This is a genomic window from Hymenobacter terrigena (genome assembly GCF_054776515.1).
Genome location: NZ_BAAHBU010000002.1, coordinates 135,839 through 162,838, shown reverse-complemented (window position 1 = coordinate 162,838; position 27,000 = coordinate 135,839). Strand labels below are relative to the sequence as shown.

General features: G+C 59.8%; 24 protein-coding genes and 1 tRNA gene. 10 read left to right on the top strand and 15 right to left on the bottom strand.

Annotated elements, in window-relative coordinates; genetic code table 11:
* The first annotated feature begins 70 nt into the window (after nucleotides 1-70).
* From rpsA to ACYU7Q_RS07645, 4 genes are all read left to right on the top strand, one after another.
* Nucleotides 71-2,179, top strand: coding sequence for a 30S ribosomal protein S1 (gene rpsA, locus ACYU7Q_RS07660; RefSeq protein WP_460608857.1), 2,109 nt, complete (start codon nucleotides 71-73; stop codon nucleotides 2,177-2,179).
* Nucleotides 2,180-2,296: 117 nt separating this feature from the next.
* Nucleotides 2,297-2,367, top strand: a tRNA-Cys gene (locus ACYU7Q_RS07655).
* 168 nt (nucleotides 2,368-2,535) lie between these two features.
* Nucleotides 2,536-5,172 (top strand): cyanophycin synthetase, encoded by a 2,637-nt coding sequence (gene cphA, locus ACYU7Q_RS07650; protein WP_460608856.1) that lies wholly within the window; start codon nucleotides 2,536-2,538, stop codon nucleotides 5,170-5,172.
* A gap of 102 nt (nucleotides 5,173-5,274) precedes the next feature.
* Nucleotides 5,275-6,990: a T9SS type A sorting domain-containing protein gene (locus ACYU7Q_RS07645; RefSeq protein WP_460608855.1), complete on the top strand. Its 1,716-nt coding sequence runs from the start codon at nucleotides 5,275-5,277 to the stop codon at nucleotides 6,988-6,990.
* Nucleotides 6,991-7,082: 92 nt separating this feature from the next.
* Here ACYU7Q_RS07645 and ACYU7Q_RS07640 read toward each other — a convergent pair whose 3' ends face one another.
* Entirely contained in the window at nucleotides 7,083-8,033 is a 951-nt protein-coding gene (locus ACYU7Q_RS07640) for a hypothetical protein (protein WP_460608854.1), read from the bottom strand.
* Nucleotides 8,034-8,158: 125 nt separating this feature from the next.
* Between ACYU7Q_RS07640 and ACYU7Q_RS07635 the strand changes: the two genes are divergently transcribed.
* Genes ACYU7Q_RS07635 through ACYU7Q_RS07625 form a run of 3 tightly spaced genes read left to right on the top strand, consistent with a single transcriptional unit; the run spans nucleotide 8,159 to nucleotide 10,180 of the window.
* A complete protein-coding gene (locus ACYU7Q_RS07635; protein WP_460608853.1) occupies nucleotides 8,159-8,767 on the top strand; it encodes a class I SAM-dependent methyltransferase in 609 nt (202 codons plus the stop codon).
* Between the two features lie 6 nt (nucleotides 8,768-8,773).
* A complete protein-coding gene (gene kdsA / locus ACYU7Q_RS07630) occupies nucleotides 8,774-9,634 on the top strand; it encodes a 3-deoxy-8-phosphooctulonate synthase (protein ID WP_460608852.1) in 861 nt (286 codons plus the stop codon).
* A gap of 18 nt (nucleotides 9,635-9,652) precedes the next feature.
* Complete coding sequence (locus ACYU7Q_RS07625) at nucleotides 9,653-10,180, top strand: STM3941 family protein (RefSeq protein WP_460608851.1); 528 nt, start codon at nucleotides 9,653-9,655, stop codon at nucleotides 10,178-10,180.
* Between the two features lie 12 nt (nucleotides 10,181-10,192).
* Here the strand turns inward: ACYU7Q_RS07625 and ACYU7Q_RS07620 are convergent, their stop codons facing one another.
* On the bottom strand, nucleotides 10,193-10,987 hold the full coding sequence (locus ACYU7Q_RS07620) for an O-methyltransferase (protein ID WP_460608850.1): 795 nt from the start codon (nucleotides 10,985-10,987) through the stop codon (nucleotides 10,193-10,195).
* A 55-nt stretch (nucleotides 10,988-11,042) separates the two neighbouring features.
* Entirely contained in the window at nucleotides 11,043-11,429 is a 387-nt protein-coding gene (gene apaG, locus ACYU7Q_RS07615; RefSeq protein WP_198067932.1) for a Co2+/Mg2+ efflux protein ApaG, read from the bottom strand.
* 115 nt (nucleotides 11,430-11,544) lie between these two features.
* Between apaG and ACYU7Q_RS07610 the strand changes: the two genes are divergently transcribed.
* Entirely contained in the window at nucleotides 11,545-12,207 is a 663-nt protein-coding gene (locus ACYU7Q_RS07610; protein WP_460608849.1) for a uracil-DNA glycosylase, read from the top strand.
* Nucleotides 12,208-12,408: 201 nt separating this feature from the next.
* Here ACYU7Q_RS07610 and lepB read toward each other — a convergent pair whose 3' ends face one another.
* The 7 genes from lepB to ACYU7Q_RS07575 form a co-directional block, all read right to left on the bottom strand.
* A complete protein-coding gene (lepB, locus tag ACYU7Q_RS07605; RefSeq protein WP_460608848.1) occupies nucleotides 12,409-13,560 on the bottom strand; it encodes a S26 family signal peptidase in 1,152 nt (383 codons plus the stop codon).
* Nucleotides 13,561-13,653: 93 nt separating this feature from the next.
* Nucleotides 13,654-14,373 (bottom strand): 4-hydroxy-tetrahydrodipicolinate reductase, encoded by a 720-nt coding sequence (gene dapB, locus ACYU7Q_RS07600; protein WP_460608847.1) that lies wholly within the window; start codon nucleotides 14,371-14,373, stop codon nucleotides 13,654-13,656.
* Nucleotides 14,374-14,435: 62 nt separating this feature from the next.
* Nucleotides 14,436-15,188 (bottom strand): DUF5683 domain-containing protein, encoded by a 753-nt coding sequence (locus tag ACYU7Q_RS07595; RefSeq protein ID WP_460608846.1) that lies wholly within the window; start codon nucleotides 15,186-15,188, stop codon nucleotides 14,436-14,438.
* A 111-nt stretch (nucleotides 15,189-15,299) separates the two neighbouring features.
* On the bottom strand, nucleotides 15,300-16,283 hold the full coding sequence (locus tag ACYU7Q_RS07590; protein ID WP_460608845.1) for a ParB/RepB/Spo0J family partition protein: 984 nt from the start codon (nucleotides 16,281-16,283) through the stop codon (nucleotides 15,300-15,302).
* Nucleotides 16,284-16,391: 108 nt separating this feature from the next.
* Nucleotides 16,392-16,727 (bottom strand): DUF5615 family PIN-like protein, encoded by a 336-nt coding sequence (locus tag ACYU7Q_RS07585; RefSeq protein ID WP_460608844.1) that lies wholly within the window; start codon nucleotides 16,725-16,727, stop codon nucleotides 16,392-16,394.
* Nucleotides 16,727-16,957, bottom strand: coding sequence for a DUF433 domain-containing protein (locus ACYU7Q_RS07580; RefSeq protein WP_460608843.1), 231 nt, complete (start codon nucleotides 16,955-16,957; stop codon nucleotides 16,727-16,729). Before ACYU7Q_RS07580 ends, ACYU7Q_RS07585 begins: the two co-directional genes overlap by 1 nt.
* 12 nt (nucleotides 16,958-16,969) lie before the next feature.
* Nucleotides 16,970-17,776, bottom strand: coding sequence for a ParA family protein (locus ACYU7Q_RS07575; protein ID WP_198067939.1), 807 nt, complete (start codon nucleotides 17,774-17,776; stop codon nucleotides 16,970-16,972).
* A 208-nt stretch (nucleotides 17,777-17,984) separates the two neighbouring features.
* On the opposite strand from ACYU7Q_RS07575, the gene ACYU7Q_RS07570 reads away from it, so the two are divergent.
* The gene (locus tag ACYU7Q_RS07570; protein ID WP_460608842.1) at nucleotides 17,985-19,646 is read left to right on the top strand and encodes an ABC transporter substrate-binding protein; all 1,662 of its coding nucleotides are present in this window, start codon (nucleotides 17,985-17,987) and stop codon (nucleotides 19,644-19,646) included.
* A 75-nt stretch (nucleotides 19,647-19,721) separates the two neighbouring features.
* Nucleotides 19,722-20,519: an alpha/beta hydrolase gene (locus tag ACYU7Q_RS07565; RefSeq protein ID WP_460608841.1), complete on the top strand. Its 798-nt coding sequence runs from the start codon at nucleotides 19,722-19,724 to the stop codon at nucleotides 20,517-20,519.
* 12 nt (nucleotides 20,520-20,531) lie between these two features.
* Here ACYU7Q_RS07565 and ACYU7Q_RS07560 read toward each other — a convergent pair whose 3' ends face one another.
* From ACYU7Q_RS07560 to ACYU7Q_RS07540, 5 genes are all read right to left on the bottom strand, one after another.
* Nucleotides 20,532-21,065, bottom strand: a complete 534-nt coding sequence (locus ACYU7Q_RS07560; RefSeq protein WP_460608840.1) for a DUF6438 domain-containing protein — start codon at nucleotides 21,063-21,065, stop codon at nucleotides 20,532-20,534.
* Nucleotides 21,066-21,207: 142 nt separating this feature from the next.
* Nucleotides 21,208-22,995 carry a membrane protein insertase YidC gene (gene yidC, locus ACYU7Q_RS07555; protein ID WP_460608839.1) on the bottom strand — a complete coding sequence of 596 codons (1,788 nt, stop codon included), beginning with the start codon at nucleotides 22,993-22,995 and terminating at the stop codon, nucleotides 21,208-21,210.
* A 141-nt stretch (nucleotides 22,996-23,136) separates the two neighbouring features.
* Nucleotides 23,137-23,418 carry a GIY-YIG nuclease family protein gene (locus tag ACYU7Q_RS07550; protein ID WP_460608838.1) on the bottom strand — a complete coding sequence of 94 codons (282 nt, stop codon included), beginning with the start codon at nucleotides 23,416-23,418 and terminating at the stop codon, nucleotides 23,137-23,139.
* A 145-nt stretch (nucleotides 23,419-23,563) separates the two neighbouring features.
* A complete protein-coding gene (locus ACYU7Q_RS07545) occupies nucleotides 23,564-25,210 on the bottom strand; it encodes a CTP synthase (RefSeq protein ID WP_460608837.1) in 1,647 nt (548 codons plus the stop codon).
* Nucleotides 25,211-25,408: 198 nt separating this feature from the next.
* Nucleotides 25,409-26,863 carry an FG-GAP-like repeat-containing protein gene (locus ACYU7Q_RS07540; RefSeq protein WP_460608836.1) on the bottom strand — a complete coding sequence of 485 codons (1,455 nt, stop codon included), beginning with the start codon at nucleotides 26,861-26,863 and terminating at the stop codon, nucleotides 25,409-25,411.
* Between the last annotated feature and the right edge of the window lie 137 nt (nucleotides 26,864-27,000).

Below are 27,000 nucleotides of genomic sequence, written 5' to 3'. Positions count from 1 at the left end.
TTCAAAAGCAACGGCGTAGCAGCCTGGGCTTCGGCCGCTGCGCTTTTACATAGAAGCCCGCAGAGTATTTATGGCAACTGAATTAGTTGACGATTTTGATTGGGACAACGTTGGAGCCACTGGCTTCGGCGGTAACTATTCTTCGGACCAGCGTGCTGAGATGGAGAAAATGTACGGCGACACGCTGACGACCGTACAGGAAGAAGAAGTAGTGAAGGGCACCGTGGTAGGCATCACCGACCGCGACGTAATCCTGAACATCGGCTTCAAGTCGGACGGCCTTGTGTCGATTACTGAATTCCGCGACCTGCCCGACCTGAAAATCGGTGACGAGGTGGAGGTATTCATCGAAGACCAGGAAGACATCAACGGCCAGCTCATCCTGAGCCGCAAGAAGGCTAAAATCAAGCAGGCCTGGAAGGCTATTTACGACGCTCTGGAATTGGATACGATTCTGGAAGGCGTAGTGAAGCGTCGCACCAAAGGCGGCCTCATCATGGAGCTCGACGGCGTAGAGGCCTTCCTGCCCGGCTCGCAAATTGACGTGAAGCCCATCCGCGACTTCGACATTTATGTTGGCCGCCGCATGGAAGTGAAAGTGGTGAAAATCAACTCCGCTTTCGACAACGTCGTGGTTTCGCACAAAGTACTCATCGAGAAAGACCTCGAGAAGCAGCGTGAGGCCATCCTGAACAACCTGGAGAAAGGTCAGATTCTGGAAGGCAACATCAAGAACATGACCAATTTCGGCGTGTTCATCGACCTCGGCGGTGTCGACGGTCTGCTGCACATCACGGACATCTCGTGGGGCCGCATCGCTCACCCGAGCGAAGTGCTGACCCTGGACCAGAAGCTCAACATCGTGGTTCTGGACTTCGACGAAGCCAAGAAGCGCATCAGCCTGGGTCTGAAGCAGCTGACGCCCCATCCGTGGGATTCGCTGCCGGCCGACCTGCAGCCGGGCTCCAAAGTATCGGGCCGCATCGTGAACGTGGCCGACTACGGCGCTTTCATGGAAGTGGTACCCGGTGTGGAAGGCCTCATTCACGTATCGGAAATGAGCTGGAGCCAGCACCTGCGCAACCCGCAGGACTTCATCAAGCAGGGCGACACGGTAGAAGCGCAGATTCTGACGCTCGACCGCGAAGACCGCAAGATGAGCCTCGGCATCAAGCAATTGACCGAAGACCCGTGGACCCGTGGCGACTTCGCCGACAAGTACGCCGTGGGCACCAAGCACAGCGGCCTCGTGCGCAACCTGACCAACTTCGGCCTGTTCGTTGAGCTGGAAGAAGGTGTGGACGGCCTCGTGCACGTTTCCGACCTGTCGTGGACCAAGAAAATCAAGCACCCCTCCGAAATGGTGAAGGTGGGCGATAAGCTGGACGTAGTTGTTCTGGAGCTGGACCTCGGCGCTCGCCGCCTGGCCCTGGGCCACAAGCAGCTGGAAGAAAACCCCTGGGATACCTTCCAGACGGTGTTCACCCCCGGCTCGGTGCACAAGGCTACCATCACCGAGAAGTCGGAGCGTGGCGCAGTACTCGAGCTGCCGTACGGCATCGAGGGCTTCGCTTACCCCAAGTCTTTGGTGAAAGAGGACGGCACGACCGCTGAAAACGGTGAGTCGCTCGACTTCCGCGTAACGGAGTTCTCGAAGGACGACCGCCGCATCGTGCTCTCGCACACGGCCGTTTACAACAAGGAAGCCGCCGCTGAAGACGACAGCCGCAACAACAAGTTCAAGAAGAAAACCAACGCCAAAGCGGGTGAGCCCCAGGGCGAAGGCAAAATCAGCGACTTGAAGAAGCCGGAAGAGAAGTCGACCCTCGGCGACCTCGACGCCCTGAGCGCCCTGCGCGACCAGATGATGGGCAACGAGCGCAAGGCCGGTGAGCAGAAGCTCGCCGCTGCTGCCAAGGCTCCCAAGGCCGAAGCCGCTCCGAAAGCTGAGGCTGCTCCCGCGGCTGAGGAAGGTGGCCTGCTGGCCAGCATCAGCGGTGCTGCCGCTGCTGCCCTCGACACCGTGAAGCACGTTGCTTCGGACGCCGTGGACGCCGTGACGCACTCGGAAGCTTTCCACAAGGCTTCGGAAGTAGCCGGCGACCTGGTGGACAAGGCCAAAGGCCTGGTTGCCGGTGACGACGCTGCCGACAAAAAAGACGACGAAGCCAAAGCCTAACCGCCTAGCTTAGTTGCAGAAAGGAGCCCCGGCGCATGCGCCGGGGCTTTTTTTGTGTCAAAACCTTGCCTACGCCAAAAGCCCTCGCTACCTTTGCGCTCCCAAAAGACCACTACTGGTGACGTGACCGAGTGGCTAGGTAGAGGTCTGCAAAACCTCCTACGGCGGTTCGAATCCGCCCGTCACCTCTGATTATTGTTGCGAAAAGCCTCATTTGCCACCCGGCCGATGGGGCTTTTTTCGTGCCCGGCGGGCCGCGCGGCAGGTTTTGGGCGCATTATGCCTACATTTCGTAGCCAAGCTGAGCCATTGGCCGTACTTGCGCCTGAACCTTGTCTTTTACCACCCATCCCCTTATGAAGATTGTTGACCTCCGCACCATGCGCGGGCCGAGCTACTGGTCTGTGAAGCACCACAAGCTCATTGTTGCCAAAGTTGATTTGCAGGAGTTTGCCGGGCAGTGGTCGAATGCCGTGCCGGGATTTGCCGGACGGTTGATGAAGTTGTTTCCGAATATTGGGACCGTGCAGCCGGGCGGCATGAGCGGCAAGCAAGCCGCCAAGCACCAGCCCCTGACCCTGGAGGCGCTGAATGACGGGGAGCCGCTGGGCTACGTCATCCAACACGTGGCGCTGGAATTGCAGCGGCAGGCCGCCATGCCGGTGTACTGGGGCAAAAGCTACCCGGCGCATGAAGAAGGGGTGGAGTATGTGGTGTTTGCCTACCAAGAGGAGCGTGCCGGTCGCCGCGCCATGGAGGCCGCCGTGGAAATCGTGGAAGCCGTGTGCAAAAAGAAAAAGGTGGACTTGAAACCCATCATCACCGAGCTGCACGAAATTCGGGAAGACGAGTTTTTTGGGCCGAGCACCTACAGCATTGTGGCCGAGGCCGCCTCGCGCAACATTCCCTACATCCAGCTCAAGAACAGCAACATTATTCAGCTGGGCTACGGCGTGAACCAGCGCCGCATCTGGGCCACCACCACCAGCCTGACCTCGCACGCGGGCGTGGAAGTGGCCGGCAATAAGAACCGCACCAAGGCCATGCTCAACGATGCGGGCGTGCCCGTTCCGCGCGGCACCACGGTATACTCCGAGGCGGGCCTGCGCGATGCTATCGACGAGCTGGGTTTCCCCATCGTGACCAAGCCGCTGGACGGCAACCACGGCAAGGGCGCCACCATCCGCATCATGAACTGGAAGGATGCGGTCGAGGGCCTGAAAGCCGCGCAGGTGTACTCGCGGGCCGTGATTGTAGAGCAGTTTATCGAAGGCTTCGATTTCCGCTTGCTGGTGGTGAATGGCAAGCTCATTGCTGCTGCCAAGCGCACCCCGGCCGCCGTGACCGGCGACGGCAAGAGCACTATTCAGCAGCTCATTGATGAGGTGAACAAGGACCCGCGCCGCGGCATTGGCCACGAAAAGGTGCTCACCAGCATCAAGGCCGATAAGCACACACTGGACATTCTGAAGGCCCGCAAGCTGACGTTGAAGTCGGTGCTGCCGGCCGGCGAAGAAATCTACCTGAAAAGCACAGCCAACATCAGCACCGGCGGCACCGCCACCGACGTGACTGACCAGATGCACCCCTACAACGTGCTGCTGGCTGAGCGCGTGGCCGGCATCGTGGGGCTTGATATCTGCGGAATTGATTTGATGGCTACAGATATCGCTGTGCCACTCAATGAAAGCCGCGGGGCCGTGATTGAAGTAAATGCCGCGCCGGGCTTCCGTATGCACATTTCGCCGGCCGAAGGCCTGCCGCGCAACGTGGCCGCTCCGGTGGTGGATATGCTCTTCCCACGCGGCAGCACGGCCCGCATCCCAATTATCGCCGTGACCGGCACCAACGGCAAGACCACCACCACGCGCCTCATCGCGCATCTGGTAGCCAGCAAGGGCTACAAAGTGGGCTTCACCACCACCGATGGCATCTACATCCAGGGCGTACAGCTGCAAAAGGGCGACTGCACCGGTGGCCAAAGCGCCGAGTTCGTGCTGAAAGACCCGACCGTGAACTACGCCGTGCTCGAAACCGCGCGCGGCGGCATGCTGCGCTCGGGCCTCGGCTTCCATAATTGCGACATCGCGGTGGTGACCAACGTGGCGGCCGACCACCTCGGTATGCGCGACATTTACACCGTGGAGGAAATGGCGGCCGTGAAGGGCGTGCTGCCCCGGACGGTGCGCAAAAACGGCTGGGCCGTCCTCAACGCCGATGACGACCTGGTGTATGCAATGGCCCGCACCGTGGACTGCCGCGTGGCCCTGTTCAGCATGGACGAGAAAAATCCGCGCATTCTGGAGCACGTGGAGGCTGGCGGCGTGGCGGCCGTGTACGAGGAAGGCTACGTGACCATTTACCGCAACAGCTACAAGCTGCGCATCGACCGGGCCGCCGAATTTCCGGTGACGTTTGAGGGGCGGGCGGGCTTCAATATCGAGAACTGCCTGGCGGCGGGTCTGGCCGGCTACCTGGCTGGTTTTGAGAGCGACGACATCAAAACGGCTTTCCGCACCTTCGTCCCCTCTGCTACGAAGACGCCGGGCCGCATGAATATCTACAAATTCCCCAAGTTCGAGGTGGTGGTGGACTACGCCCACAACACGGCGGGCATCACCAAATTCGCCGAGTTCATGGAAGCCACGCCAGCCACCCGCAAAATCGGCATCGTGTCGGGCCTGGGCGACCGTCGCGACGAAGACACGCTGGGCTTCGCCCGCATCGCCGGCCGCATCTTCGACGAAGTGATTCTGCGCCAGGACCGCGACCTGCGCGGCAAGTCGGCCGAATTCCTTAAGGAAATCATGGAGCGCGGCCTGCGCCTCGACAAGCCCGACCTGAAAATCACCTACATCGAAAAGGAGCCCGACGCCATCGACCACGTCCTGAAAACGGCCCCGCAAGGCGCGGTTATCACCATGTTTGCGGAGAATATTTCGGCCACCATCGCCAAGCTGGACGAGTTCGAGAAGACGAGCGCGGCGGGGTAGGGGCGGCTACTTTCTATTGTAAGATAGGGTGTGGGGCCTTGGTTCCGCACCCTATTTTTGTATCATCCCATAACCAGTGCGTTACGCTACTTCCTTTCCTATATGCCAAACTTTTCCTCTTTCCCAATTCCTGCCGCGTTGGTTCGCACCCTGCTGGCCATTCTCCTACTGGCCTTGCACCTGCCGGCAGCGGCTCAAGCCCCGGCTTGGCAGTCGGCGCGGGCTATTGCGGCGGTTACGTCAGCGGGAGGCGGTCTCTCGTTAGTATCGGCCACAGCCGTCGATGCAGTAGGTAATGTGTACCTGGCCGGGCGTTTCACCAACACCGTGGCACTGGGCACCACTACGCTGACAAGTCTCGGAAACACTGACGTATTTGTGGCCAAATTCAACCCGGCCATCAACCAGTTCGTATGGGCGCAACGAGCGGGCAGCCCGGGCTATGAGGGAGCCACCGCGCTAGCTGTAAGCGGCACCAGCGTGTACGTGGCCGGTTATTTTAATAGCCCTACCGCCGACTTTGGCGCTACCACCCTGACCAGTACGGGCACGGTTGATATGTTCGTGGCCAAGCTCACCGACGCGGGCAGCACAAGCAGCTTTGCTTGGGCGCAGCGAGCCGGCGGCAGCGGGCGCGATTATGCCACTGCGCTGGCCGTGAGCGGCACCAGCGTGTACGTGGCCGGTTATTTCAACAGTCCCACGGCGGGCTTTGGCCTCGCCACCCTGGCCAACGCGGGCGATGATGACGTGTTCGTGGCCAAACTCACCGACGCGGGCGGTACAAGCAGCTTTGCGTGGGCGCAACGAGCCGGCGGCACGGGCAATGACCAAGCCACCGCACTGGCAGTAAGCGGAAACAACGTGTACATGGCTGGTTATTTCGACGGCCCCACGGCCAGCTTTGGCACGGCCATGCTAGCCAATGCCGGCATCACCGGCTATTTTGATTCATTTGTAGCCAAGCTCACCGACGCGGGCAGCTTTGTGTGGACGCAACAGGCCGGTGGTACCGTCAATGATTTTGCCAATGCGCTGGCCGTGAGCGGCACCAGCGTGTACGTGGCCGGCCATTTCAACAGTCCCACAGCGGGCTTTGGCCCCGTCACCTTAACCACTTCAGGCTCTACTGACGTGTTCGTGGCCAAGCTGACCGACGCGGGCAGCACGGGCCACTTTATGTGGGCACAGCGGGCCGGCGACAGTGGCTACGAACAAGGTACTGCCCTGGCTGTAAGTGGCACCAGTGTGTACGTGGCCGGTTCTTTCAGTGGCTTCACTGCCAGCTTTGGCCCCACCACTTTAACTGGTGTTGGGGGTGACGACGTATTCGTGGCCAAACTAACGGATGCTGGCCTCACGGGCAGCTTCGCATGGGCGCAGTGGGCCGGCGGCACCGGAGGCGATGTAGCTTATTCGCTGGCTATAAGTGGTACCAGCGTGTGCGTGGTCGGCTATTTTGATAGCCCCACGGTCGCCTTTGGCCCCACCACCCTCACCAACCCGAACCCCAGCCCCAACACATCTCTCAGCTTCCTCGCCTCCCTCACCGGCCCCACCCTCACCGCCACCACCGCCCCCGCCGGCCCCCGCGAGCCTGTGCAGTTCTTCCCCAACCCCGCTCACGGCACGGCCACCCTGCGCCTGCCCGCCGGCACGGCCCCCGCGCCCCTCACCCTCACCGATGCTCTGGGCCGGGCCGTGCGTCGCTACCCCACCCCAGCCGGCTCCGAGGCTGTGCTCGACCTGCAGGGCCTGCCCGCCGGCCTCTACCTACTGCGCGGGGCTGGCCCGGCTCAACGCTTAGCGATAGAATAGAATAGGGGAGAATCCTTAGTTGGGTATAACATGCACAAAAAAAGGCGCTCCAACGAGCGGCTTTTTTATGTAATGCGAACTAAACGTTCAGGCTATTTCAGCGTGAAGGTCGTTTTGCCCATCAGCTGGCCGCTTTCATACAGCTCCACCGTGTGCAAGCCCTTTTTGTATTCGGCGCCTTTGGCGTACACGAATTCCAGCTTTTGCCGGGTATTGTCGTACACCACGTCCTGCTTTTGGGTGTAGAAAGCCTCCTGACCGTCCACGGTGAAGGTGCCGCCTCCCGTGCTCAGGTTGTAGAGAGCCGCGCCATCCGGCTCCAGAATGCGCAGGTAGATGGCTTTGGTTTCCTTGGGCGACACGTCGTTGCGGGCCAGGTTGGCGGTGATTTTTATTTTCTCCACGCGCTTGGCCTTGAACTCCTCCTTGTCGTCGTCTTTCTCCTTGTTTTTGGCAGTGATGATGGCCACATGAATGTTATCAGCCTGCAGGCGCGAGGCCACCGATACTTTCTCGGACAGCTCCTTGTTGCTGCGCACCACCGTGCTGATGGTATCGGTCAACTTGTTCTGCTTCTCCTTCAGCGTGGTGGTTTCGGTGTAGAGCGACTCGTTGTCCTTTTTCAGCTGGGCAATGTCGTCATCCTTCTTGCGGAGCTGGCTTTCCAGGTTCTGGGCACGCTTCTTGAACAGGTTTTGCTGGGCAATGGAGAAGCTGCCGGCCTTGAAGGAGCGCAGTTTCAGCAAGTCGGCATTCACACTGGCAATTTTGGCTTCGAGCGAGTCGTTGCTCAGGCCCAGGGCTTGCAGCTCCTGGCTTTGACGCTCAAAATCAGCCTTCAGCGCTTCGTATTGCTTGATTTGCTCCTGGAGCTTGCTGTCTTTGGCTTTTACTTCGGTGGTCAGCACTTCGTTTTGCTGGCCTTTCTGCTGGTTGAGGTAGAACAGGACGCCGTTGATACCCAGGAGGACCAGCACGAGGGCTACCCAGAGGAGGACGCGGCTGTTATTGGAGCGGGGTTCGGGGGTTTCGTTCGGGTCCATGCGGGAATAGTTATGCGAGAGAAGCGGAAAAAAAATCAAGGTTCGTGCCGTTGTGCGCCGCGTACCTTTGGCGTAAAAATAGGGGACTTTATTGCCCTGGCAAGTTTATTCTATACTTCGGCCATATGGAAACGGTTTCTGCGAACTTCGATGCGGCCTACTGGCAAGCACGTTACGCCACCGGCCGCGATGGGTGGGATGCCCATACCATCACCCCGCCGCTGCGCGCCTATTTCGACCAACTCGACGTGGCCGCGCAGCCGCGTATCCTCATCCCCGGGGCCGGCCGCGCCTACGAAGCCGAGTACCTTCACCAACTGGGTTTCCGGCAGGTGTTCGTGGCCGATATCGCTCCGGAAGCTCTCGCTGCTCTAGCCGCCCGCGTGCCCAATTTCCCCCGTGAGCACCTGCTGCTGGCCGACTTCTTTGCGTTGCCCAACGACCCACCCTACGATTTAATTGTGGAGCAGACGTTTTTCTGCGCCCTCAACCCGGCCCTGCGGCAAGCCTATGCCCGGCAATGCGCCAATCTGCTGCGGCCCGGCGGCACGCTCATGGGCTTGCTCTTTGATACCGATTTCGGCCCCGTGCAGGAGCCGCCGTTTGGCGGCAGCCGGGAAGAATACCGCGCATATTTCGCGCCGTATTTTGAATTCCGGCATTTTGAAATTGCTACCAATTCGCTCAAGCCCCGGCAGGGGCGGGAGCTGTTTATTTGTTTGAAAAAGAAATAACATCCCATGCTCCAAGCCCTCGCCAACACCCTCCCGCACTTCCGCCACACCAATTCCGGCCAGTTTTTCCTTATGGCCGGGCCCTGCGTCATCGAAGGCGAGGACATGGCCCTGCGCATCGCCGAGCGCATCAAGCACATGACGGACAAGTTGCAGATTCCCTACATTTTCAAGGGCTCGTATCGCAAGGCCAACCGCTCGCGGCTGGATTCATTTACCGGCATCGGCGACGAAACAGCGCTGCGCATCCTGCAAAAAGTAGGGCGTGAAATCGGCGTGCCGACGGTGACGGATATTCACGAATCGACCGAAGCCGCGCTGGCGGCCGAGTACGTGGACGTGCTGCAAATCCCGGCTTTCCTGTGCCGACAGACCGATTTGCTGGTGGCTGCCGCCCAGACCGGCAAGGTCGTTAACATCAAAAAAGGCCAGTTCCTGAGCGGTGAGGCCATGAAATGGGCCGTGGACAAGGTGCGCCAGGCCGGCAATCCCAACGTCATTCTCACTGAGCGCGGCAACTCCTTCGGCTATTCCGAACTGGTGGTCGATTTTCGCAACCTGCCCACCATGCGTCGCTTTGAGGTGCCCGTGGTGATGGACGTAACGCACTCGCTGCAGCAGCCCAACCAAGCCAGCGGCGTGACCGGCGGCCAGCCCGCCCTCATCGAAACCATTGCCAAAGCCGCCATTGCCGTAGGAGCCGACGGCCTGTTCATCGAAACCCACCCCACGCCTGCCACGGCTCTGTCCGACGGGGCCAACATGCTCCCACTCGACCAGCTCGAAGCGCTGCTGGTGAAACTGACGCGTGTGCGCGATGCGCTGCGCCCAATGCCTGGCATCGACCCGCAAGGCCTGCAAGCCTAACAACATGCGTGTCAGGCTATGACCGAATTTCGGCTGTATAAATCCCGTTGGAAAGCCCTGAAGCTGCTAGTGGGCTGCGCAATGTTTGTCGGGCTGGGCTGCTTTATGCTGAGCCAGGCAGATGCCCCGCGGCTGGTGGCCTGGGCCAGTATCGGGTTTTTCGGTCTCGGCATCCCGGTTAGCCTGTTCCAGCTGCTCGACCGCCGCCCGCAGATAATTGTGAATGAATTTGGGATGTTTGACCGCACCACGCACCACGAATTCATCAACTGGGAAATTATCCAGGACCTTTATCTGGTCGAGACGAATAGGCAGCCGTTCATTTGCCTGATAGTCGACGAAGCCTTCGAGCCGTCCCGCCGAAAAAGTAAATTCAAGCAAAACATGGCCAGCCTGAGCAAGGAAATGGGTTTTCAAGAGCTGAATATCTCACTGGGCTTCGTGCGCGTCGACGCCCTGCGGTTTGCCGAGTTTATCTTGGCCATGCGGGGTGCCAGGCCCGCCGAACGGCAGGCAATGGTTCAGAAAGCAATTGCCACTTGGTGACCGTTGCCAGGCCTACACCCGCAGCGAGAAATGCTGTTTGGGCTGGTTCTTCCGAAAAAAGACCAGCCCAATATAAAATAGGTCTACCGTCACCGTCACATCGGGGTGGAGTTTGATGGCCTCCCAGGCCCGTTCCATTTCCTCGGACCAGTGAATGTCATCAAAAACGAACACCGATTCGTCGGTGCGGTGGGCCAGACACTGCTCGAAATAGCGTAGCGTCGGCTCGTAGCGGTGGTTGCCGTCGAAAAAGGCGAAATCGATGGGCGCGGGCAGGGCCGCCAGGGTGGGCGCGAGGGTGTCGTCAATATTACCCTCCACGATGCGCACATTGCTGATATTCAGTGCGGCAAAAGTTTCGCGGGCTACGCCGGCCACATTGGGGCAGCCCTCGAAGGTGGTGACGTGGTGGCGCGAGTCGGCCGCGGCCAGGTAGGCCGTGGTAAGGCCCAGCGAAGTGCCGAGCTCCAGAATGGTAGCTGGCCGGAAGTAGTTGACCAACCGAAACAGCAGCTTCGCCAGGTGCGGCGGCTTGGCCGCTGTGCGGGCAATGTCGGCCACGCGGCGCTGCTGGCCCGCGCCGGTGTGCGAGCCCGCCCCCAAATCGGTAACGCTGATGCTGGCCGAACTGCGGAGAAGTTGCTGCCGCCGCGCCTCCACAGCCGCGTAAGCTCCGTAGCGGCCCGTGTGCCGGACGGCCGAGGTGTAGAGGCCGAACACAAACGGCGAGTGCAGCCCGTGGGCATTGCCCGAACGAAGCCAGAAGCGGAGGTAAGCGAGGAACTGAAACAAGAAGCGGACGGACAATGCGAACCGCAAAGGTCGCACCGCCGTCCGCTTTTATGGAAATGGGAGAAGCTTGTTAGTTCAAGCGGTAGGGTACCATGAGGGTAAACTCCGGGATTTCAACCGTGAATTCCTGCCCGTTGGCCAGGCGCTCCATGAGGTAGGTACCGCACATTTTGCCCACTCCCGATTTCAGGTTGCAGCCGCTCACGTACTGGTGGGCCTCGCCGGGCTCCAGCACAGGCTGGCGGCCCACCACGCCTTCGCCCTCCACTTCGCGCACCACACCGTTGGCGTCGTGAATGTGCCAGTGTCGTCGCAACAGCTTCACAGTGAACTCGCTGTTGTTGCGAATGTCGATTTTATAGGCGAATACAAAATGCTCCTGGCCGGGGCTGGAGTAGTCGGGCAAGTAGTTGGTCGTAACCGAAACGGTGACGCCTTGCGTAGTGGTGGTGGGCATAGTCGGCGGAGCTAAGAGGTAGCTGCGGGCGTAACAGCCGCCCGCCAGAATTGGTTTTACGCAAATTTGGCTCCAGAACGCTGCACCAATCCCGTTTATTTTCTCAAAAACTTCAATGGTAAAGATAGCCGAAAGCTGGCGGCCCGTGTTGGCCGATGAGTTCGAAAAACCGTATTTCCAGCGCCTCATTGCGTTTGTGAAAGGCGAATACGCCACTGCCACGGTCTACCCGGCCGGCTCCCAGATTTTTCACGCCTTCGAGGCCACGCCGTTCGACAAAGTCAAAGTCGTGATTCTGGGCCAGGACCCGTACCACGGCAAAAACCAGGCGCACGGTTTGTCGTTTTCGGTGCAGGACGGGCAGCGCACGCCGCCCTCGCTTGTTAATATTTTCAAGGAATTGCAAGCCGATATTCCCGGCACGCCGCCCCCCACCAACGGCAACCTCGACCGCTGGGCCGAACAGGGCGTGCTGCTTCTGAACGCCACCCTCACCGTGCGCGCCAGCGAGCCCGCCTCGCACCAGAAAAAAGGCTGGGAAGAATTTACCGACGAGGTTATCCGTAAGGTTTCCAACGAGAAAGAGCACGTCGTGTTTATTCTCTGGGGCGCTTACGCAGGAAAAAAATCGGAGTTGATTGATGAGCGGAAGCACTTGATTATAAAATCGGTGCACCCTTCACCATATGCGGCAGATAAGGGTTTTTTCGGCAGCAAGCCCTTCAGCAAGGCCAATGCCTGGCTGGTGGAGCATGGACTTACGCCGATTAAGTGGTAAGTCGCGCCGTCTGTCATTGCGAGCGAAGCGCGGCAATCCGTCCTCTCGATGCGCCTAGCTCTGAGATGTGAGAAGGTCTTTTAAAACGAAAAAAGCCCCGGTGCTGCAAAGTACCGGGGCTTTCTGGTAAAAGGGAGTGTCTGTCTGGTTTTGACAGAACGGATTGCCGCGCTTCGCTCGCAATGACAGACAGCGCGGCGTTTAGTGGATAATGTTGAACAGGCGGCTCCAGCGGATTTTGTGCCAGAAGTCGGCGTTGGGGTCGGTTGAGAGCCAGATGAGGACGGCTTTGCCCACCACGTGGTCTTCGGGCACGAAGCCCCAGAAGCGCGAGTCTTCCGAATTGTGGCGGTTGTCGCCCATCATCATGTAGTAGTTCTGCTTCACGGTGTAGCTGGTGAGCTGCTTGCCGTTCTGGTAAATCATGCCATCCTGCCAGGTGATGCCTTCGTTGTGTTCGTAGCGGGCCACGATTTTGTAGTAGATGGCGGCGTTGGCAGGGGAGAGGGCAATGGTCTGGCCCTTCTTGGGGATGGGCAGCGGGCCGTAGTTGTCGAGGTTCCAGTTGCGTGGGGTGGCGCTCATGGCCGCCGAGCCGTGGAAATCGGCCACGTCGGGGAACAGCTGCACCTGCGGCTGGAGCACCGTCATGGCCTTCACGTAGGGCTGCTTTTTGAAGTAGTCGGCCGCCGCCTGGGTGCAGCTGATGGTGTAGCCGTAGGTGCCCTGCGTAGGGCCAGGCACGGCCTGGGGGATGCCGCCGGGCGCTTCGTAATCGACCACGCCCTGGGCGCGCAGGGCGGCCAGTACCTCATCATTCGGATTGTCAACCTGCATGAAATAAGTGGTTTGCAGGCCGGGCGGCGTTACGCCGGGCTTCCCGTTGAGGAATACCTTGCCGTCTTTGATTTCGAGGGTATCGCCGGCGATGGCTACGCAACGCTTGATGTAGTTGGTGCGCAGGTCGGCCGGGTATTGGGTTTCGTGGGGCACATGGAAAACCACCACGTCGTTGCGCTTGATTTCGGAGAAGCCCGGCAGCCGGTAAGTGGGCAGCTGAATGAGGTCGGAGTAGCTTTTCAGGCCCGTGCCCCAGAGGGTCTGGTGCGTGAGGGGTACCTGCAGGGGCGTTTGAGGCGTGATGGGCCCGTAATGCAACTTGCTCACAAACAGATAGTCGCCTACCAGTAGCGACGATTCCATACTGGGCGAGGGAATGGTGTACGCCTCAAATGTGGCCCAGCGGATGAGCGTGGCGGCCACGATGGCAAAAATCAGCGAATCGGCCCATTCGCGGGTTTTCGTTTTGGGCGGCTGGGGCGGAGCAGTGGGGTCGGTTTTGAGCAAAGACATGGGGAGCAAGCTTGGGCTTGGCAATGAAAATCAGGCAAAGAAACGCAGCAGAACGTGAGGCTGGCCCGGAGCCGCCCACGAAAGCTGGAAGGACTACAAATCCAGCAACTCTTTCATTCCGAAAACGCCCTGGCGGCCGGGCAGCCACTCGGCCGCCAGCAGTGCTCCGAGTGCAAAACCTTCGCGGCTGTGGGCTTCGTGCTTCAGCTCCAACGTGTCCACATCAGAAGTATAGGTAACGATGTGCGTCCCCACCGCATCGCCGGTTCGCTCGCTGATAATGGCCAGCTCGGCGGGCATTTCGGCGGGGGCGTTGCGCCAGGTGGTTTTGGCGGGGAAGTGGCGCAGGATGCCTTCGGCGGCCGTGAGGGCAGTGCCGCTGGGCTGGTCGATTTTCTGGGTGTGGTGGATTTCGCGCATCGCCACGTCGTAGCCCCCAAACTGGGCCATTTTGGCCGCAATGTACTCGTTGAAGTGGAAGAACAGGTTCACGCCCACGCTGTAGTTGGAGGCGTAGAACAGGCTGCCGCCCAGCTCGGTGGTCAGCGCCCGGGCTTCCTCAAAATGATGCAGCCAGCCCGTGGAGCCGCACACCACGGGAATGCCTTGGCCCAGGCAGGTCATCACGTTGGCAAAGGCCGAATCGGGATGCGTGAATTCAATGGCTACGTCAACGGTTTCTGGAGTGAAATCGGCGATGATGGATTGGCTGGCGTGCAGGTCCACGATGCCCGCGATTTCGTGCCCGCGCTGGGTGGCCAGCGCGCCAATGGTCTGGCCCATTTTGCCGTAGCCGATGAGGAGAATTTTCATTTGTTCAGGTAGTCGGAATGCAGTAAGTGGTAGATAGCGAGGGTAAAATGCCTGAAACAGAATTATTTCACGCGCAGCGCAAACATGACTCCCGGAGCCGTGGGCAGGAAGCTTGTTTGGCCGGGCACGGCCATCAGCCGGGGTTCCCAGTGCAGGCTCAGGTCGTCGCTCACGTCAAAATCATGGAGGTGGGCATCGACCAGCGCATCCACGATTTGCAGGCCATAGGCCAAGCCGATATAGAGATAGAAAATGTCGCGGTAGCCCCGGTAAAATATTACGCCGGTGTTGAGGCCGTCCACGCTTTTTACCAACTTGGCGCGGTCGCCTAAGTTACTGTCGCCAATCTTGTAAAAGACCCCGGTTTTCGGATTTATCTCCTTGTTTGTGATGTGGTTGTAGGCATCGGCAAATTCCCGGTAGCCCTTCTGATAGAAGTATTCGCCGTAAATAACCCCGCCCAGCGCGCCGTACACGAGGGGCAGCTTCCAGTAGCGGTGGTTATAAATCTGGCCCGCGCCGGGCAGCACCAGGGCCAGCATGGCTGCTTTGCCGGGCCGCGTGAGGCGGATGCCCTTGAAGCCAAAGGCCCGGAACATATGCTCGGTGCGCTTGGCCGAGTCGGCGGCGGCTTTTTGCTTCTTGGCTTCGGGCGTCATCACCACTTCCCGTCGTTCGGTGGTGTCGGGCACGATGGTGGTGGGCGGTGTGGTAATACCAGGCGATGTAAACACCTGCGCCTGAGCGCGGTAATTGCTTAGAAGCCCGGTGGTGAGCAGGGCAAAACCCGCGAGGTAGGAATACAGATTTTTCATGGCAAGCCTGTTAACGAGAAACGCCGGCGTTTAGCGCATGGGTCAACGAAGGGCTAAAAATCCCCGATGTACATCATCGACCCTGGCTGCGCGGCCGGCGGGGCAGCCGGCTTACGAGGGTTGCAGAATGTGCAGAATGCGCTGCATGTCTTCCACCGAGTCGAAGGCGATTTTGATTTCGCCGTTGCCCTTGGGCGTGGGCCGCACCTGCACGCGCGAGCCAAACCGGTCGGTGAGGTGGCGCTCGGCGCGGCGGATTTCGGCCACCGGCACGGCGGGGGGCGCGGGCGTGGTGTCGCCGTCGGCCTTAGGTTTGGCCTCGGTGCCCGTGCGGCCGAAGCCGTTGCGTACCAATTCTTCCACGCGGCGCACGGAGAGCTCCTCGGCCACGGTTTTGCGGAACAGCTCCACCTGCAGCTTGGGGTCGTCGAGGCCTATGAGGGCGCGGGCGTGGCCCATGCTGATTTCGGCGTCGCGCAGGCCAATCTGCACGTCGGGCGGCAGCTTGAGCAGGCGCAGGTAGTTGGTCACGGTCGTGCGGTTCTTGCCCACGCGGTCGCCCAGCTCTTCCTGGCGCAGGTTGCACTCGCTCAGCAGGCGCTGGTAGCTGAGGGCGATTTCGATGGCATTCAGGTTTTCGCGCTGAATGTTCTCAATCAGGGCCATTTCCAGCATCTGCTGGTCGTCGGCCTTGCGGATGTAGGCCGGAATCGTCTCCAGACCCGCCAGCTTGGAGGCCTGCAGGCGGCGTTCCCCCGAAATAAGCTGGTAGGAGTTGGTGCCGAGCTGGCGCAGGGTCACGGGCTGAATAATGCCCTGAATTTTAATACTATCGGCCAGTTCCTGCAGTGCTTCCTTGTCGAAATGGGTGCGGGGCTGGTAGGGGTTGGCCTCGATGTGCTCGACGGCGATGAAGCCCACCGAGTTGACGGGGTGCGACACGAGCCGGTCGCCGGAGCCGGGCCGGTCGCCTTTTTTCTCGTAGCTGCCCTCAATCAGGGCGTTGAGGCCGCGGCCCAGTCCACCCTTGCGTTTCACTGCGGCGGCGGCGGCCAGGGCAGCTTGCAATTTCTCTTCGTTCTTCTCTAGCGGCATAGTTCATCGGCCGGGCCCATAAAAGGCAGTCGGCAACGGATGTCAAAATTACGGATTGTTGGGCGAAGGGCAAGCCGATAAGTTTGGCGCGGGCGGTTGAGGTTAGAATCAAGCTAATTGCAGGCAGTTCACCTCGCTTTCAAGAGCCAATGAGGTATAAATCATCAGTTGATGATTTCGCAGCAGGTCAACCACTTGGGCACTGGGCAAATTACCAGTGCGGAGCAACAGAACTTTCGGCGGCGAGCCACGCAGCAAACTCAAGTCTAAAAAGTCCTCATCCTGAGTTAGAATCACAAATCCCTCCCGCTGGGCGTATTCCCAGATTACCGCGTCGCGATGGTCCATAAGGCCCAGGCGCCGCACCTGCTCCGTGCCCGGAAAAAGCTCCTGCAACTGCTTCACCAATCGATACGACAGATTCTGGTCAATCAACAGCTTCATCAGGCGACCAGTCGGGTATGCCGCTGACGGTCAGCTGCGTAGCGAAGACAAGCTCGGATGTGCTCTTCATTCAACTCTGGGAAATCCTCGATGATGTCGGTGTTGCTCATCCCATTGCCCAACCAGCCCAGCACGTCATCCACACTAATGCGCGTACCAATAATGCACGCCCGGCCGAACCGAACTTCCGGGTCGATACCAATCAGCGGGTGAGTGGGGGAGGTGTACATTTTGACAATTTATTAAATCCGCTCGTCCTCCGCCGTTTCCTCGGTGGCTTCTACGCTGTTCTTTTCCACGATTTCGCGGGCCAGGTTGAGGTAGCTGATGGAGCCTTTGCTTTCGGCGTCGTGCAGGATGACGGGGATGCCGAAGCTGGGCGACTCGCTCAGCTTCACGTTGCGCGGGATGATGGTGTCGAAGGCCAGCTGCTGGAAGTGCATGCGAACTTCTTCCACCACTTGGTTGCTCAGGCGCAGGCGCACGTCGTACATCGTGAGCAGGATGCCTTCAATTTCAAGCTCGGTGTTGAGGCGGCTCTGAATGATTTTAATGGTATTCAGGAGCTTACCTAAGCCTTCGAGGGCGAAGTACTCGCACTGCACCGGGATGATGACCGAGTGTGCGGCCGTGAGGGCGTTGACCGTGATGAGGCCGAGCGAGGGCGAGCAGTCGATGATAATGAAGTCGTACTCGGCGGCAAGGGGGCGCAGGGCCTCCTTCATTTTCTCCTCGCGGTTGGGCAGATTTATCATTTCCACCTCGGCGCCCACCAGGTCGATGTGGGAGGGCATGAGGTCGAGGTGGGGCAGAATGTTGGTGGGCACGATGATGTCCTGGGCGTTGATGCCGTCCACCATGCACTCGTAGATGCTGTTCTGGATGTCCTTGGGGTCGTAGCCCACGCCCGAGGTAGCGTTGGCCTGGGGGTCGGCGTCGACGAGCAGGGTCCGGTAGTCCAGGGCGGCCAGGGACGCCGCGAGGTTAATGGAGGTAGTGGTTTTGCCCACCCCGCCTTTCTGATTGGCTACCGCGATGATTTTTCCCATGAGTCTCTCTAGTTGTCAGTTGTTCGTTGTCAGTTGCTAGTCGTTCAGTGCTTCATCGTCAGTGAGTGGGCTTTTTACGGCCTTAGGGCTACTACCTGACAACAAACAACGGCCAACTAAAAACTAATAACTTTTGCCGTAGCATTGCACAAAGATACATTCTTTCCCTGTTCGCATGGCCCCTTTTTTGGCTCGTTGGGCTAGCTTATTGGCTAAACCTTTTGGATTCTGGCTGGGTGCGCTGGCGCTGGCCGGTTGCCACGACGCGGCCCGCCCGGCAGCCGATGAGCGCCGGGTGTTTCGCTATAACCAGCCCGAGGCGCTGTCCTCGCTCGACCCCGCCTTTGCCCGCAACCAGGCCAACTGGTGGGCGGTGGGGCAGCTCTACAGCGGGCTGGTAGAGTTAGATTCGACCCTACAGCCAGTGCCAGCGCTGGCCCGTCGCTACGCTATTTCCGCCGATGGCAAGACGTACACTTTCGTGCTCCGGCCGGGCGTACAATTTCACGACAGCGACGTTTTTGCCGGTGGCAAAGGGCGAGTAGTGAAGGCACAGGACTTCGTGTATAGCTTCAAGCGAATTCTGGATGCGGCCACAGCCAGCTCGGGCGGCTGGATTTTTCGGGGCAAGGTACTGGAGAAGCCCGATGGCAGCATCAGCGACACAGCTTTTGTGGCCGCGAACGACTCGACACTGCGCATTCACTTGAAGGAGCCGTTCATTCCGTTTTTGGGTATCCTCACGATGCCGTATGCTTACGTGGTGCCCCACGAAGCCGTCGAGAAATACGGCAAGGACTTTCGGGAGCATCCGGTCGGCACGGGACCATTCCGCTTCAAGCTTTGGGATGAAGGCAACGTGCTGCTCTACGAGCGCAACCCCAACTACTGGCGCACCGACCGGCAGGGGCATAAACTGCCGTATCTCGATGCCGTGGCGGTGAGCTTCCTGCCCGACCGCAAAACCGAGTTTCTGACCTTTATGCAGGGTAAGCTGGATTTCCTCTCGGGCATCCGGGCCGGCTCGCGTGACCTCATTATGCACCCCGATGGCACCATTCGGGAAGATTTTAAGGGCAAGTTTACGGTGCAGAAAGCGCCGTACCTGAACACCGAGTACCTGGGCATTCAGCTCGATTCGGCCAATTTGATTGGGGAACAGGCCATCCAAGGCCGCGCTTTGCGCGACAAGCGCGTGCGGCAGGCCCTGAACTACGCCCTCAACAAGCCCGAAATGCTGACTTACCTGCTGAACCGGGTGGGCCATGCCGGCACATCGGGCTTCGTGCCCACGGCGCTGCCGTCGTTTTCTGAAAAAGAGGTGCCCGGCTACACCTACCAGCCGCAGAAGGCCCGCCAGTTGCTGCGCGCCGCTGGCTACGGCCCGCAGCGGCCGTTGAAGCTGCGCCTGAGCACGGTGCTGGAACGCAAGGAGATAGGGGAGTACTTGCAGAAGCAATGGGCCGATGTGGGCGTGCAGGTTCAGATTGACATCAACCAGTCGGCCGCGCAGCAGGATTTGGTGGACAACGGCCGGGTGGCCTTCTTCGCCAAAAGCTGGCTGGGCGACTACCCCGACGCAGAAAACTACTTGGCGCTGTTCTACAGCCCCAATTTCAGCCCCGCCGGTCCGGATAAAACGCATTTCAAAAATGCGGCCTATGACAAGCTTTACGACGAAGCCCGCCGCACCCAGGACGTAGCCAAGCGCACCAAACTATACCAGGCCATGGACCGGATTGTGGTGGAGGAGTCGCCCGTCATTAGCTTGTACTACGATGAAGTAGTGCGCCTCACGCAGAACAACGTGCGTGGCCTCACCCCAAACCCGATGAACCAGCTGCTGCTGGAGCGTGTGTACAAGGAGTAGCCTTTCACCAAAATGAAACAGACAATGCGATATTCAAGAGTGATAATGGCTGCGGCAGCATTAATGGTTGCCGAAATGGGTGCTGCGCATGCGCAAACGGCAACTCCTGCTGCCGCCACGCCGCTGGTCATCGGCCAAACCTTCACCCTCGAATCCAAGGCGCTGGGCGAAACGCGGCGCATCAACGTGTATTTGCCGGCGGCTTACACCGACTCGGCTACGGTACGGCTGCCGGTGCTGTACATGCCCGATGGCGGCCTAGCCGAGGATTTCCTGCACGTGGCGGGCCTTGTGCAGGTGCTGACGGGCAACGGTGGGATGCGGCCCTTCATCCTGGTTGGCATCGAGAACACCCAGCGCCGCCGCGACCTGACCGGCCCCACCACCAATGCCGAGGATAAGAAGATTGCGCCCAAAGTAGGCGGCTCGGCGGCCTACCGACAGTTTCTTCGTGAGGAGCTGATGCCGCAGGTAAAGCAGCGCTACCGTACCACGGCCGAAACGGCCATTGTCGGCGAGTCGCTGGCCGGCCTGTTTGTGGTCGAAACGCTCTTGCTGGAGCCCAAGCTCTTCAATACCTACCTCGCTTTCGACCCCAGCTTGTGGTGGAACAACGGCCAATTGGCCGAGCAGGGCATAAAGCTGGTCCACGCCGCAGGCCGCCCGCCCGTTACTGTTTACCTGGCTACCAGTAGCCAGGGCGAGCCAAAGCCCATGCGCCAGTTGGTAGAGGCGGCAGGCCCCGAAGCTGCCCGTACGGGTGCCTGGCACTACGAGCCGATGCCGGAGGAAACCCACGCCACAATTTACCATCCGGCGGCGCTCCGGGCATTTCGGGCAGTATTTAAGCCGCAGCCAAAAGGCAAACGCTAGTGCGTTAGGAGGTTATTTCTCCACGCCATTCAACTGGGCTAGCTGGTCGAACTGGTTGCCGAGGTAGGTGAAATAGCTTTTCACATTCTCCGGGGCGTTGCTTTCGACTGTTACTTTTTTGAGGGTGCCGTCGGGCTGACGGATGGTGACGATGGTGCTCGGCAGGTCGGTCGCGCCGCTCAGGTATTCTTTCTCGAAGGTTTCAAAGTGCGCTTCTTTGGCTTGGCGCAACATATCGGTTACGGTGCTGACGGACAGCTTCAGGTCTTTTTTGCCCATGATTGGCACGGAGTGGCGGCCTTCGTAGGCCACGCGGCCGTCGGCGTACACCTGCATGATGTAAGCCGGGCACTTCCCGTAGCAGGGCGTGCGCTCGAAGGTGAGGACCGGGCCGGCCGGGGTGGGCGTGGCCGCTTTGGTGGTGGCCACCGTCTTTTTATTGGCCTTTTTAACCTTCACCTTTTTGGTAGGCGCGTGCTGGGCACTGGCGGGCAGCACGAAGCTGAGACTAAAGAAACTGAGCAGCAGGAGCGAGAAGTAGCGCATGGCGGTTGGGGTAATAGAGCGAGAGCGTAAAAATAGGCTCACAAAAAACGGTCATACGAAAACCATGCCTGGTGTTTCGTATGACCGTTTTTTGTGGGTTGTCATTCTGAGCGGAGCCAGGAATGACAGATGAAGGGGAGCCTTACGACTTCTTGCGGGCCTGGGCCTCACGCTCCTGCGCGGCTTTCATGGCTTCGGCAATGCGGCCCTGGAGGCCGCTGGGCTTCTTGTCCTTGTTCTTGACTTTGTTGGCGTCGAGCTGGGCGCGGATTTTCGTGTCGTCCACGAAGGTCTTCGTGATGGCCTGCTGCGCGAAGGTGATGACGTTGGACACGAAGTAGTACCAGGTGAGGCCCGCCGCGAAACTGTTCAGTACGAACAGGAAGATGATGGGCATCAGGTAGCTATAGGTCTTCATCGGGCCCTGCATGGCCGTGTTGGTCTGGTTGCTCTGCCAGGTCATGAGCAGGGTAGAAGCCGTCATCATCAGCGTGAACATCGAAACGTGGTCGCCGTACCATTTCACATAGAAAGGCAGCTTGATAAACACGTCGTAGCTGCTCAAATCCTTGGCCCAGAGAAAGCTTTGCTGGCGCAGCTCAATGGCGTTCGGGAAGAACTGGAACATGGCGAACAGAATCGGCAGCGTGAGCAGGGTAGGTACGCAGCCGCTCAGCGGGCTCACGCCGAATTCCTGGTACAGCTTCATGGTTTCCTGCTGCACCTTGGTCTGGTCGTCGCCGTGTTTGGCTTTCAGCTCGTCAATCTCCGGCTTCAGCACTTTCATGCGGGCCTGGCTCTCGTATGTTTTGTAGGTGAGCGGCCAGGTTACCAGCTTGATAAGCAGCACCAGCAGCGCGATGATGACGCCGTAGGACGAGATGAACTGCTCCAGGAAGTGGAACACGGGCAGCACCACGAAGCGGTTCACCCAGCGGAACAGGCCCCAGCCCAGGTACACGTTGCGGTCGAATTCCGGTGTCACGGCCTTGAGCAGGTTGAACGAGTTCGGGCCGAAGAAGAAGCGGTACTGGCCCCGGCCCTGCTCCACCTCGGCCACCGGAATGGTCAGCGTCGAGCTCAGGGTTTTGATGGTGGAGGAATCGGCCAGGTTCACGTCGGAGTTGAACGCGCCGCCCGCGAAGGGCTGCTGGTCGGCAATGAGGCCGGCCACGAAGAAGTCGTGCTTGTGGGCGGCCCATTTCACGGGGCCGGCGGCCTTGTATTCTTCGGGCTTCTCGCTGGCTTCGGCCAGCGCGCCCTGGTCGCCGGCGGCCAGGTAGTGGTTGATGGTGGTGTGGTTGCGGTTCTGCTTGAGGTCCTGCTCGGTCTGGCGCACCTGGTCCACGAAGGTGAAGGTGAGCGGCTCCTGGGCCACGGTACGCTCCAGGCCCAGCAGGCGCAGGTCGTACTTCAGCTCGAAGCTGTTGGCAGGTAGCGAGTACGTCTGCACGATGCTGCCCCCGGCCACGGGCGCGGTGAAGGTGAGTGCCGAACCACCGGCGGCCTGCGACGGCACGGCCTGGAAATTCAAATCCGAAAACTTGATGGTTTTGCCATCCACGGTCCGGAATTTGGTGTCCATGCGGGCGCTTTTGGCATCGAACAAATCGAGTGGCTGGCCGAAGAACGTCTTGTACTTGTTCATCCGCACGGCCGTGACGCGGCCACCGCGGGTCGAGAAGGTGATGGTCAGGTTCTCGTTGGCCAGGGTCACATCCTTGGCCGGGCCGGCCGTGGTGTCGAGGGCGACTTCCGGGGCTAGGGCTGTGGGGGGGGCGGGCGTGGCTCCGTTTTGAGCGGCGGCGGCAGTAGCGGGCGGGGTTTTGCCGGCGGCTTTTTCATCCGGCTTCTTCGGGCTGAAGAAGAACAGGTACACGAGGAGCAAGGCCGAAATAAGGAACAGGCCGGTTGCTGAATTTCTATCCATTAGTAAAAAAGGTTGCGAAGGGGCAAAGGTACGGTGCAAGCACGCGCCCGTCTGTCATTGCGAGCGAAATGGAGCGGAGCGAAATGCAGCGCGGCAATCCGTCCTGTAAATGCGACCAGCCCTGAGGTGTGATGAAGCTCTTTATTCGGCCAGCTCTTCCCAAGCGGGGTTGTTCAGATTTATCAGTGCCAGCTTCTTTGCCCGCGAGCCAGCCTTTAGCTGTTTCTCGCGGGCAATAGCGGCGTTTACATCCGGGTAGGTTTCGAAATGAACCAGCTTGTGCACGTTGTATTGCTGGGTAAGTCCTTCGTGCACGCCGGCTTTGTGCTCAGCTACTCGGCGCGTGAGGTCGTTGGCCACACCAATATAGAGGACGGTATGGTTGGCATTGGTGAGTAGGTAGACGTAATAAGTGCGCAGCATATTTTGGCGATTTACGCTAAAATTATGCTGCGCACTTTTAGTTGGGCTTAGTCACATCTCAGGGCTTTCTGCAGTGAGAGGACGGATTGCCGCGTTCCGCTGCGCTCCACTCGCAATGACAGACGGCCCCTGTCCCGACTGCGAATTACGCCTTGCGGTGCTGGATGGCCGCCCGCACAAACCGCACGAACAGGGGGTGGGGCTGCTCCACGGTGCTTTTCAGCTCGGGGTGGAACTGGCCGGCCACAAACCAGGGGTGCGTGGGTAGCTCAATCACTTCGACCAAGCCGGTTTCGGGGTTGGTGCCGGTGGCTTGCAGGCCGGAGTCCTCAAATTGCTTGAGGTACTGGTTGTTGAATTCGTAGCGGTGGCGGTGGCGCTCGCTGATGTGGTTTTTGGCGTAGGCTTTGGCGGCTTTGGAGCCGCGGCGCAGGTCGCAGGCGTAGGCGCCGAGGCGCATGGTGCCGCCTTTCAGGGTCACGTTTTTCTGCTCTTCCATCATGGCCACCACGGGATTGGGCGTGAGGGAGTCCATCTCGGTGGAGTTGGCATCGAGCAGGCCCATCACGTTGCGAGCGTACTCTACCACCGCCACCTGCATGCCCAGGCAGATGCCGAAAAAGGGGATGTTGTTCTCGCGCACGTATTTCACGGCGGCAATTTTGCCCTCGAAGCCCCGCTCGCCGAAGCCAGGCGCTACCAGCACACCGTCGCAGCCGTGGAGCAGGCCGGCAATGTTTTCGGGCGTCACGTTGTCGGACTGAATGCTGCGCACCGTCACCTTGCACTCGTTCTGGGCGCCGGCGTGCACGAAGGCTTCGTTGATGGATTTGTAGGCGTCGGGCAGCTCCACGTACTTGCCCACGAGTGCAATAGTCACTTCCTCGGTCGGGTTTTTTAGCTTGCCGAGGAAGTCTTTCCAGGCTTCCAAATCCGGCTGCGGGGTGCCGCCGGTCAGTTTCAGGCGCTTGATAACCCGCTCGTCGAGGCCCTCTTTGCGCATGAGCAGCGGTACCGAGTAAATGCTGTCGGCATCAAGGCTTTCGATAACCGAGTTGATTTTTACGTTGCAGAACAGCGCGATTTTGCGGCGCATCTCCATCGGAATGGGATGCTCGGAGCGGCACACCAGAATATCGGGCTGGAGGCCGGCCTCGCGCAGGTCGCGCACCGAGTGCTGGGTGGGCTTGGTTTTGAGCTCGCCGGCGGCCTTCAGATAAGGCAGCAGCGTGAGGTGAATAACCAGCGAATCGTACTCCGGCAGTTCCCAGCGGAGCTGGCGCACGGCCTCCACGAAAGGCAGGCTCTCGATGTCGCCGATGCAGCCGCCGATTTCGGTGATAACCACGTCGAACTGGCCGTTCTGGCCCAGCAGCAGCATCCGGCGCTTGATTTCGTCGGTGATGTGGGGCACCACCTGCACGGTTTTGCCCAGGAACGCGCCTTCGCGCTCGCGGCGGATAACGTGGTCGTAGATGCGGCCGGTGGTGACGTTGTTGGCCTGCGAGGTCGGCGTGTTCAGGAACCGCTCGTAGTGGCCGAGGTCGAGGTCGGTTTCGGCCCCGTCGTCGGTCACGTAGCACTCGCCGTGTTCGTACGGGTTGAGCGTGCCGGGGTCGATGTTGATGTAGGGGTCGAACTTCTGGATGGTGACTCGGAACCCGCGGGCCTGCAAAAGCTTGGCCAGCGAGGCGGAAATGATTCCTTTGCCGAGTGAAGAAGTGACGCCGCCGGTAACGAAAATGAATTTCGCAGCCGACGCGGAGGGGGAGGGGTTGGAGCGTTCGGGCATGACGGGAGTCAAAGGTACGGCATTTGAATTTGAGAAGCCGGAAAATCAACCCAGGTATTCGGACGCTGGCCACCTACGGATGAGCTTAACTGCCTGAGCTACGACGGTTCCGACTGCCTGCCACCAACATCAAAAAAAGCCCCCGCGGCCGAGTGGCAATGGGGGCTTTCTGAAAGCAATACAAGTGTTGCCAGGTGGTTATTCAAGCACAGCGCGCTTGATTATCGTGCGGTTGCCCGCCTGTATCCGCAATTGGTACACGCCCGGAGCCAAGCCCGCAGTGGCAAAGGCGAGCGGAGCCCCGGCCGGCAGCGCGGCGGTCTGCTGGCGCACCGCTTGGCCCAATGCATTTAGCAGTGTGGCTTGCACGGGAGCAGCGCCCCAGGCGGCCGGCAACTGCACCGCGAAGCTGCCCCGCGCCGGGTTGGGAAACAGGGACACTTCGGCTGCGGCGGTGCCGGTAGCAGCGGCCAAGGGTGCAAAGGTGCCCGTATTCAGGAGCACGCCCACGGTGTTGCTGTTATAATTGGCTGTGACAAGGTCGGGCCGACCGTCGCCGTTCATATCCGCTGCGGCTACGGCCATTGTTCCAAGGCCGCCCGAGTAGGAACTAACGGAGCCAAAACCGCCGCCAGCTTGCCCCAGCAATACCCCGGCAGTAAAATTGCCATTGTTGGCCGTAATAATGTCCTTTCGCCCGTCGCCGTTTACGTCAGCCACAGCTACACCCTGGGGCTGGCTGCCGGTACCGCTGGAGTAAGTATTTGCGGTGGCGTATCCCCCGCCCGCTTGCCCCAGCAGTACCCCGACCGTTTGGCTGCCGTTGTTGGCCGTGACGATGTCCAGTCTTCCGTCACCGTTCATGTCAGCAACGGCCACTCCCTGCGGGTAGCTGCCTGCGCCGGTAGAATAGCTATTGGCGGGAGCAAACCCTCCACTGGCCTGGCCTAACAACACGCTGGCCGAATTGCTAGTACCATTGGCAGTTACTATATCGGGCCGGCCATCGCCATTCATGTCGCCTACGGCCACCCCATAAGGGTAGCTGCCGGTATCGGTAGGGTAAGTATTGACAGTAGCAAAGCCCCCGCCGACCTGCCCCAGCAGTACCCCGGCCGCGCCGCCGGCACCATTGGCGGTGATAATATCCTTTCGCCCGTCACCGTTTACGTCAGTCACAACCACCCCCGTGGGGTAGCTGAATGCGCCAGTCGAGTAGGTGGTGACGGTGCCGAAGCCCCCGCCGGCCTGCCCCAATAATACCCCGACTATGCTATTGGAGCCATTGGCCGTAACGATGTCCATTCGCCCATCACCGTTTACATCGGCTACAGCCACACCGGTGAGGCCACTGCTTGCACCAGCAGGGTAGGCACTGGCAGCGCCAAAGCCGCCACCAGCCTGCGCTAGTAGCACCACGGCAGCGCCAGCATTGGAATTGCCCGAGATGATGTCGGGTCGCCCGTCCCCGTTCACGTCGGCAATAGCTACAGCGCTGGGCCCGCCACTGCCTGCGAAATAGGTAGTGACGGTGGCGAAAGATGCTGGCGTCTGGGCGTGGGTCACGCCGGCTGGCAGCAAGGCCAGGGTCAGCGCCGCCAAGGGGAGGGGAGCCGGCCGCAGCCAGCCAAAAAGAGTAATTGTTGTCGTCATACTAGGTGGAAGAAAAAGTGTGTGCAGGTATTTTAAAAGCTGTTTCGGAGCGGTTGAGCGAAATAAATACACCTATAGCGGTCGACTTCTGCGCACCAACTCATTCGGCGCGATGGCAGGCCTGCCGTGCATTGCCC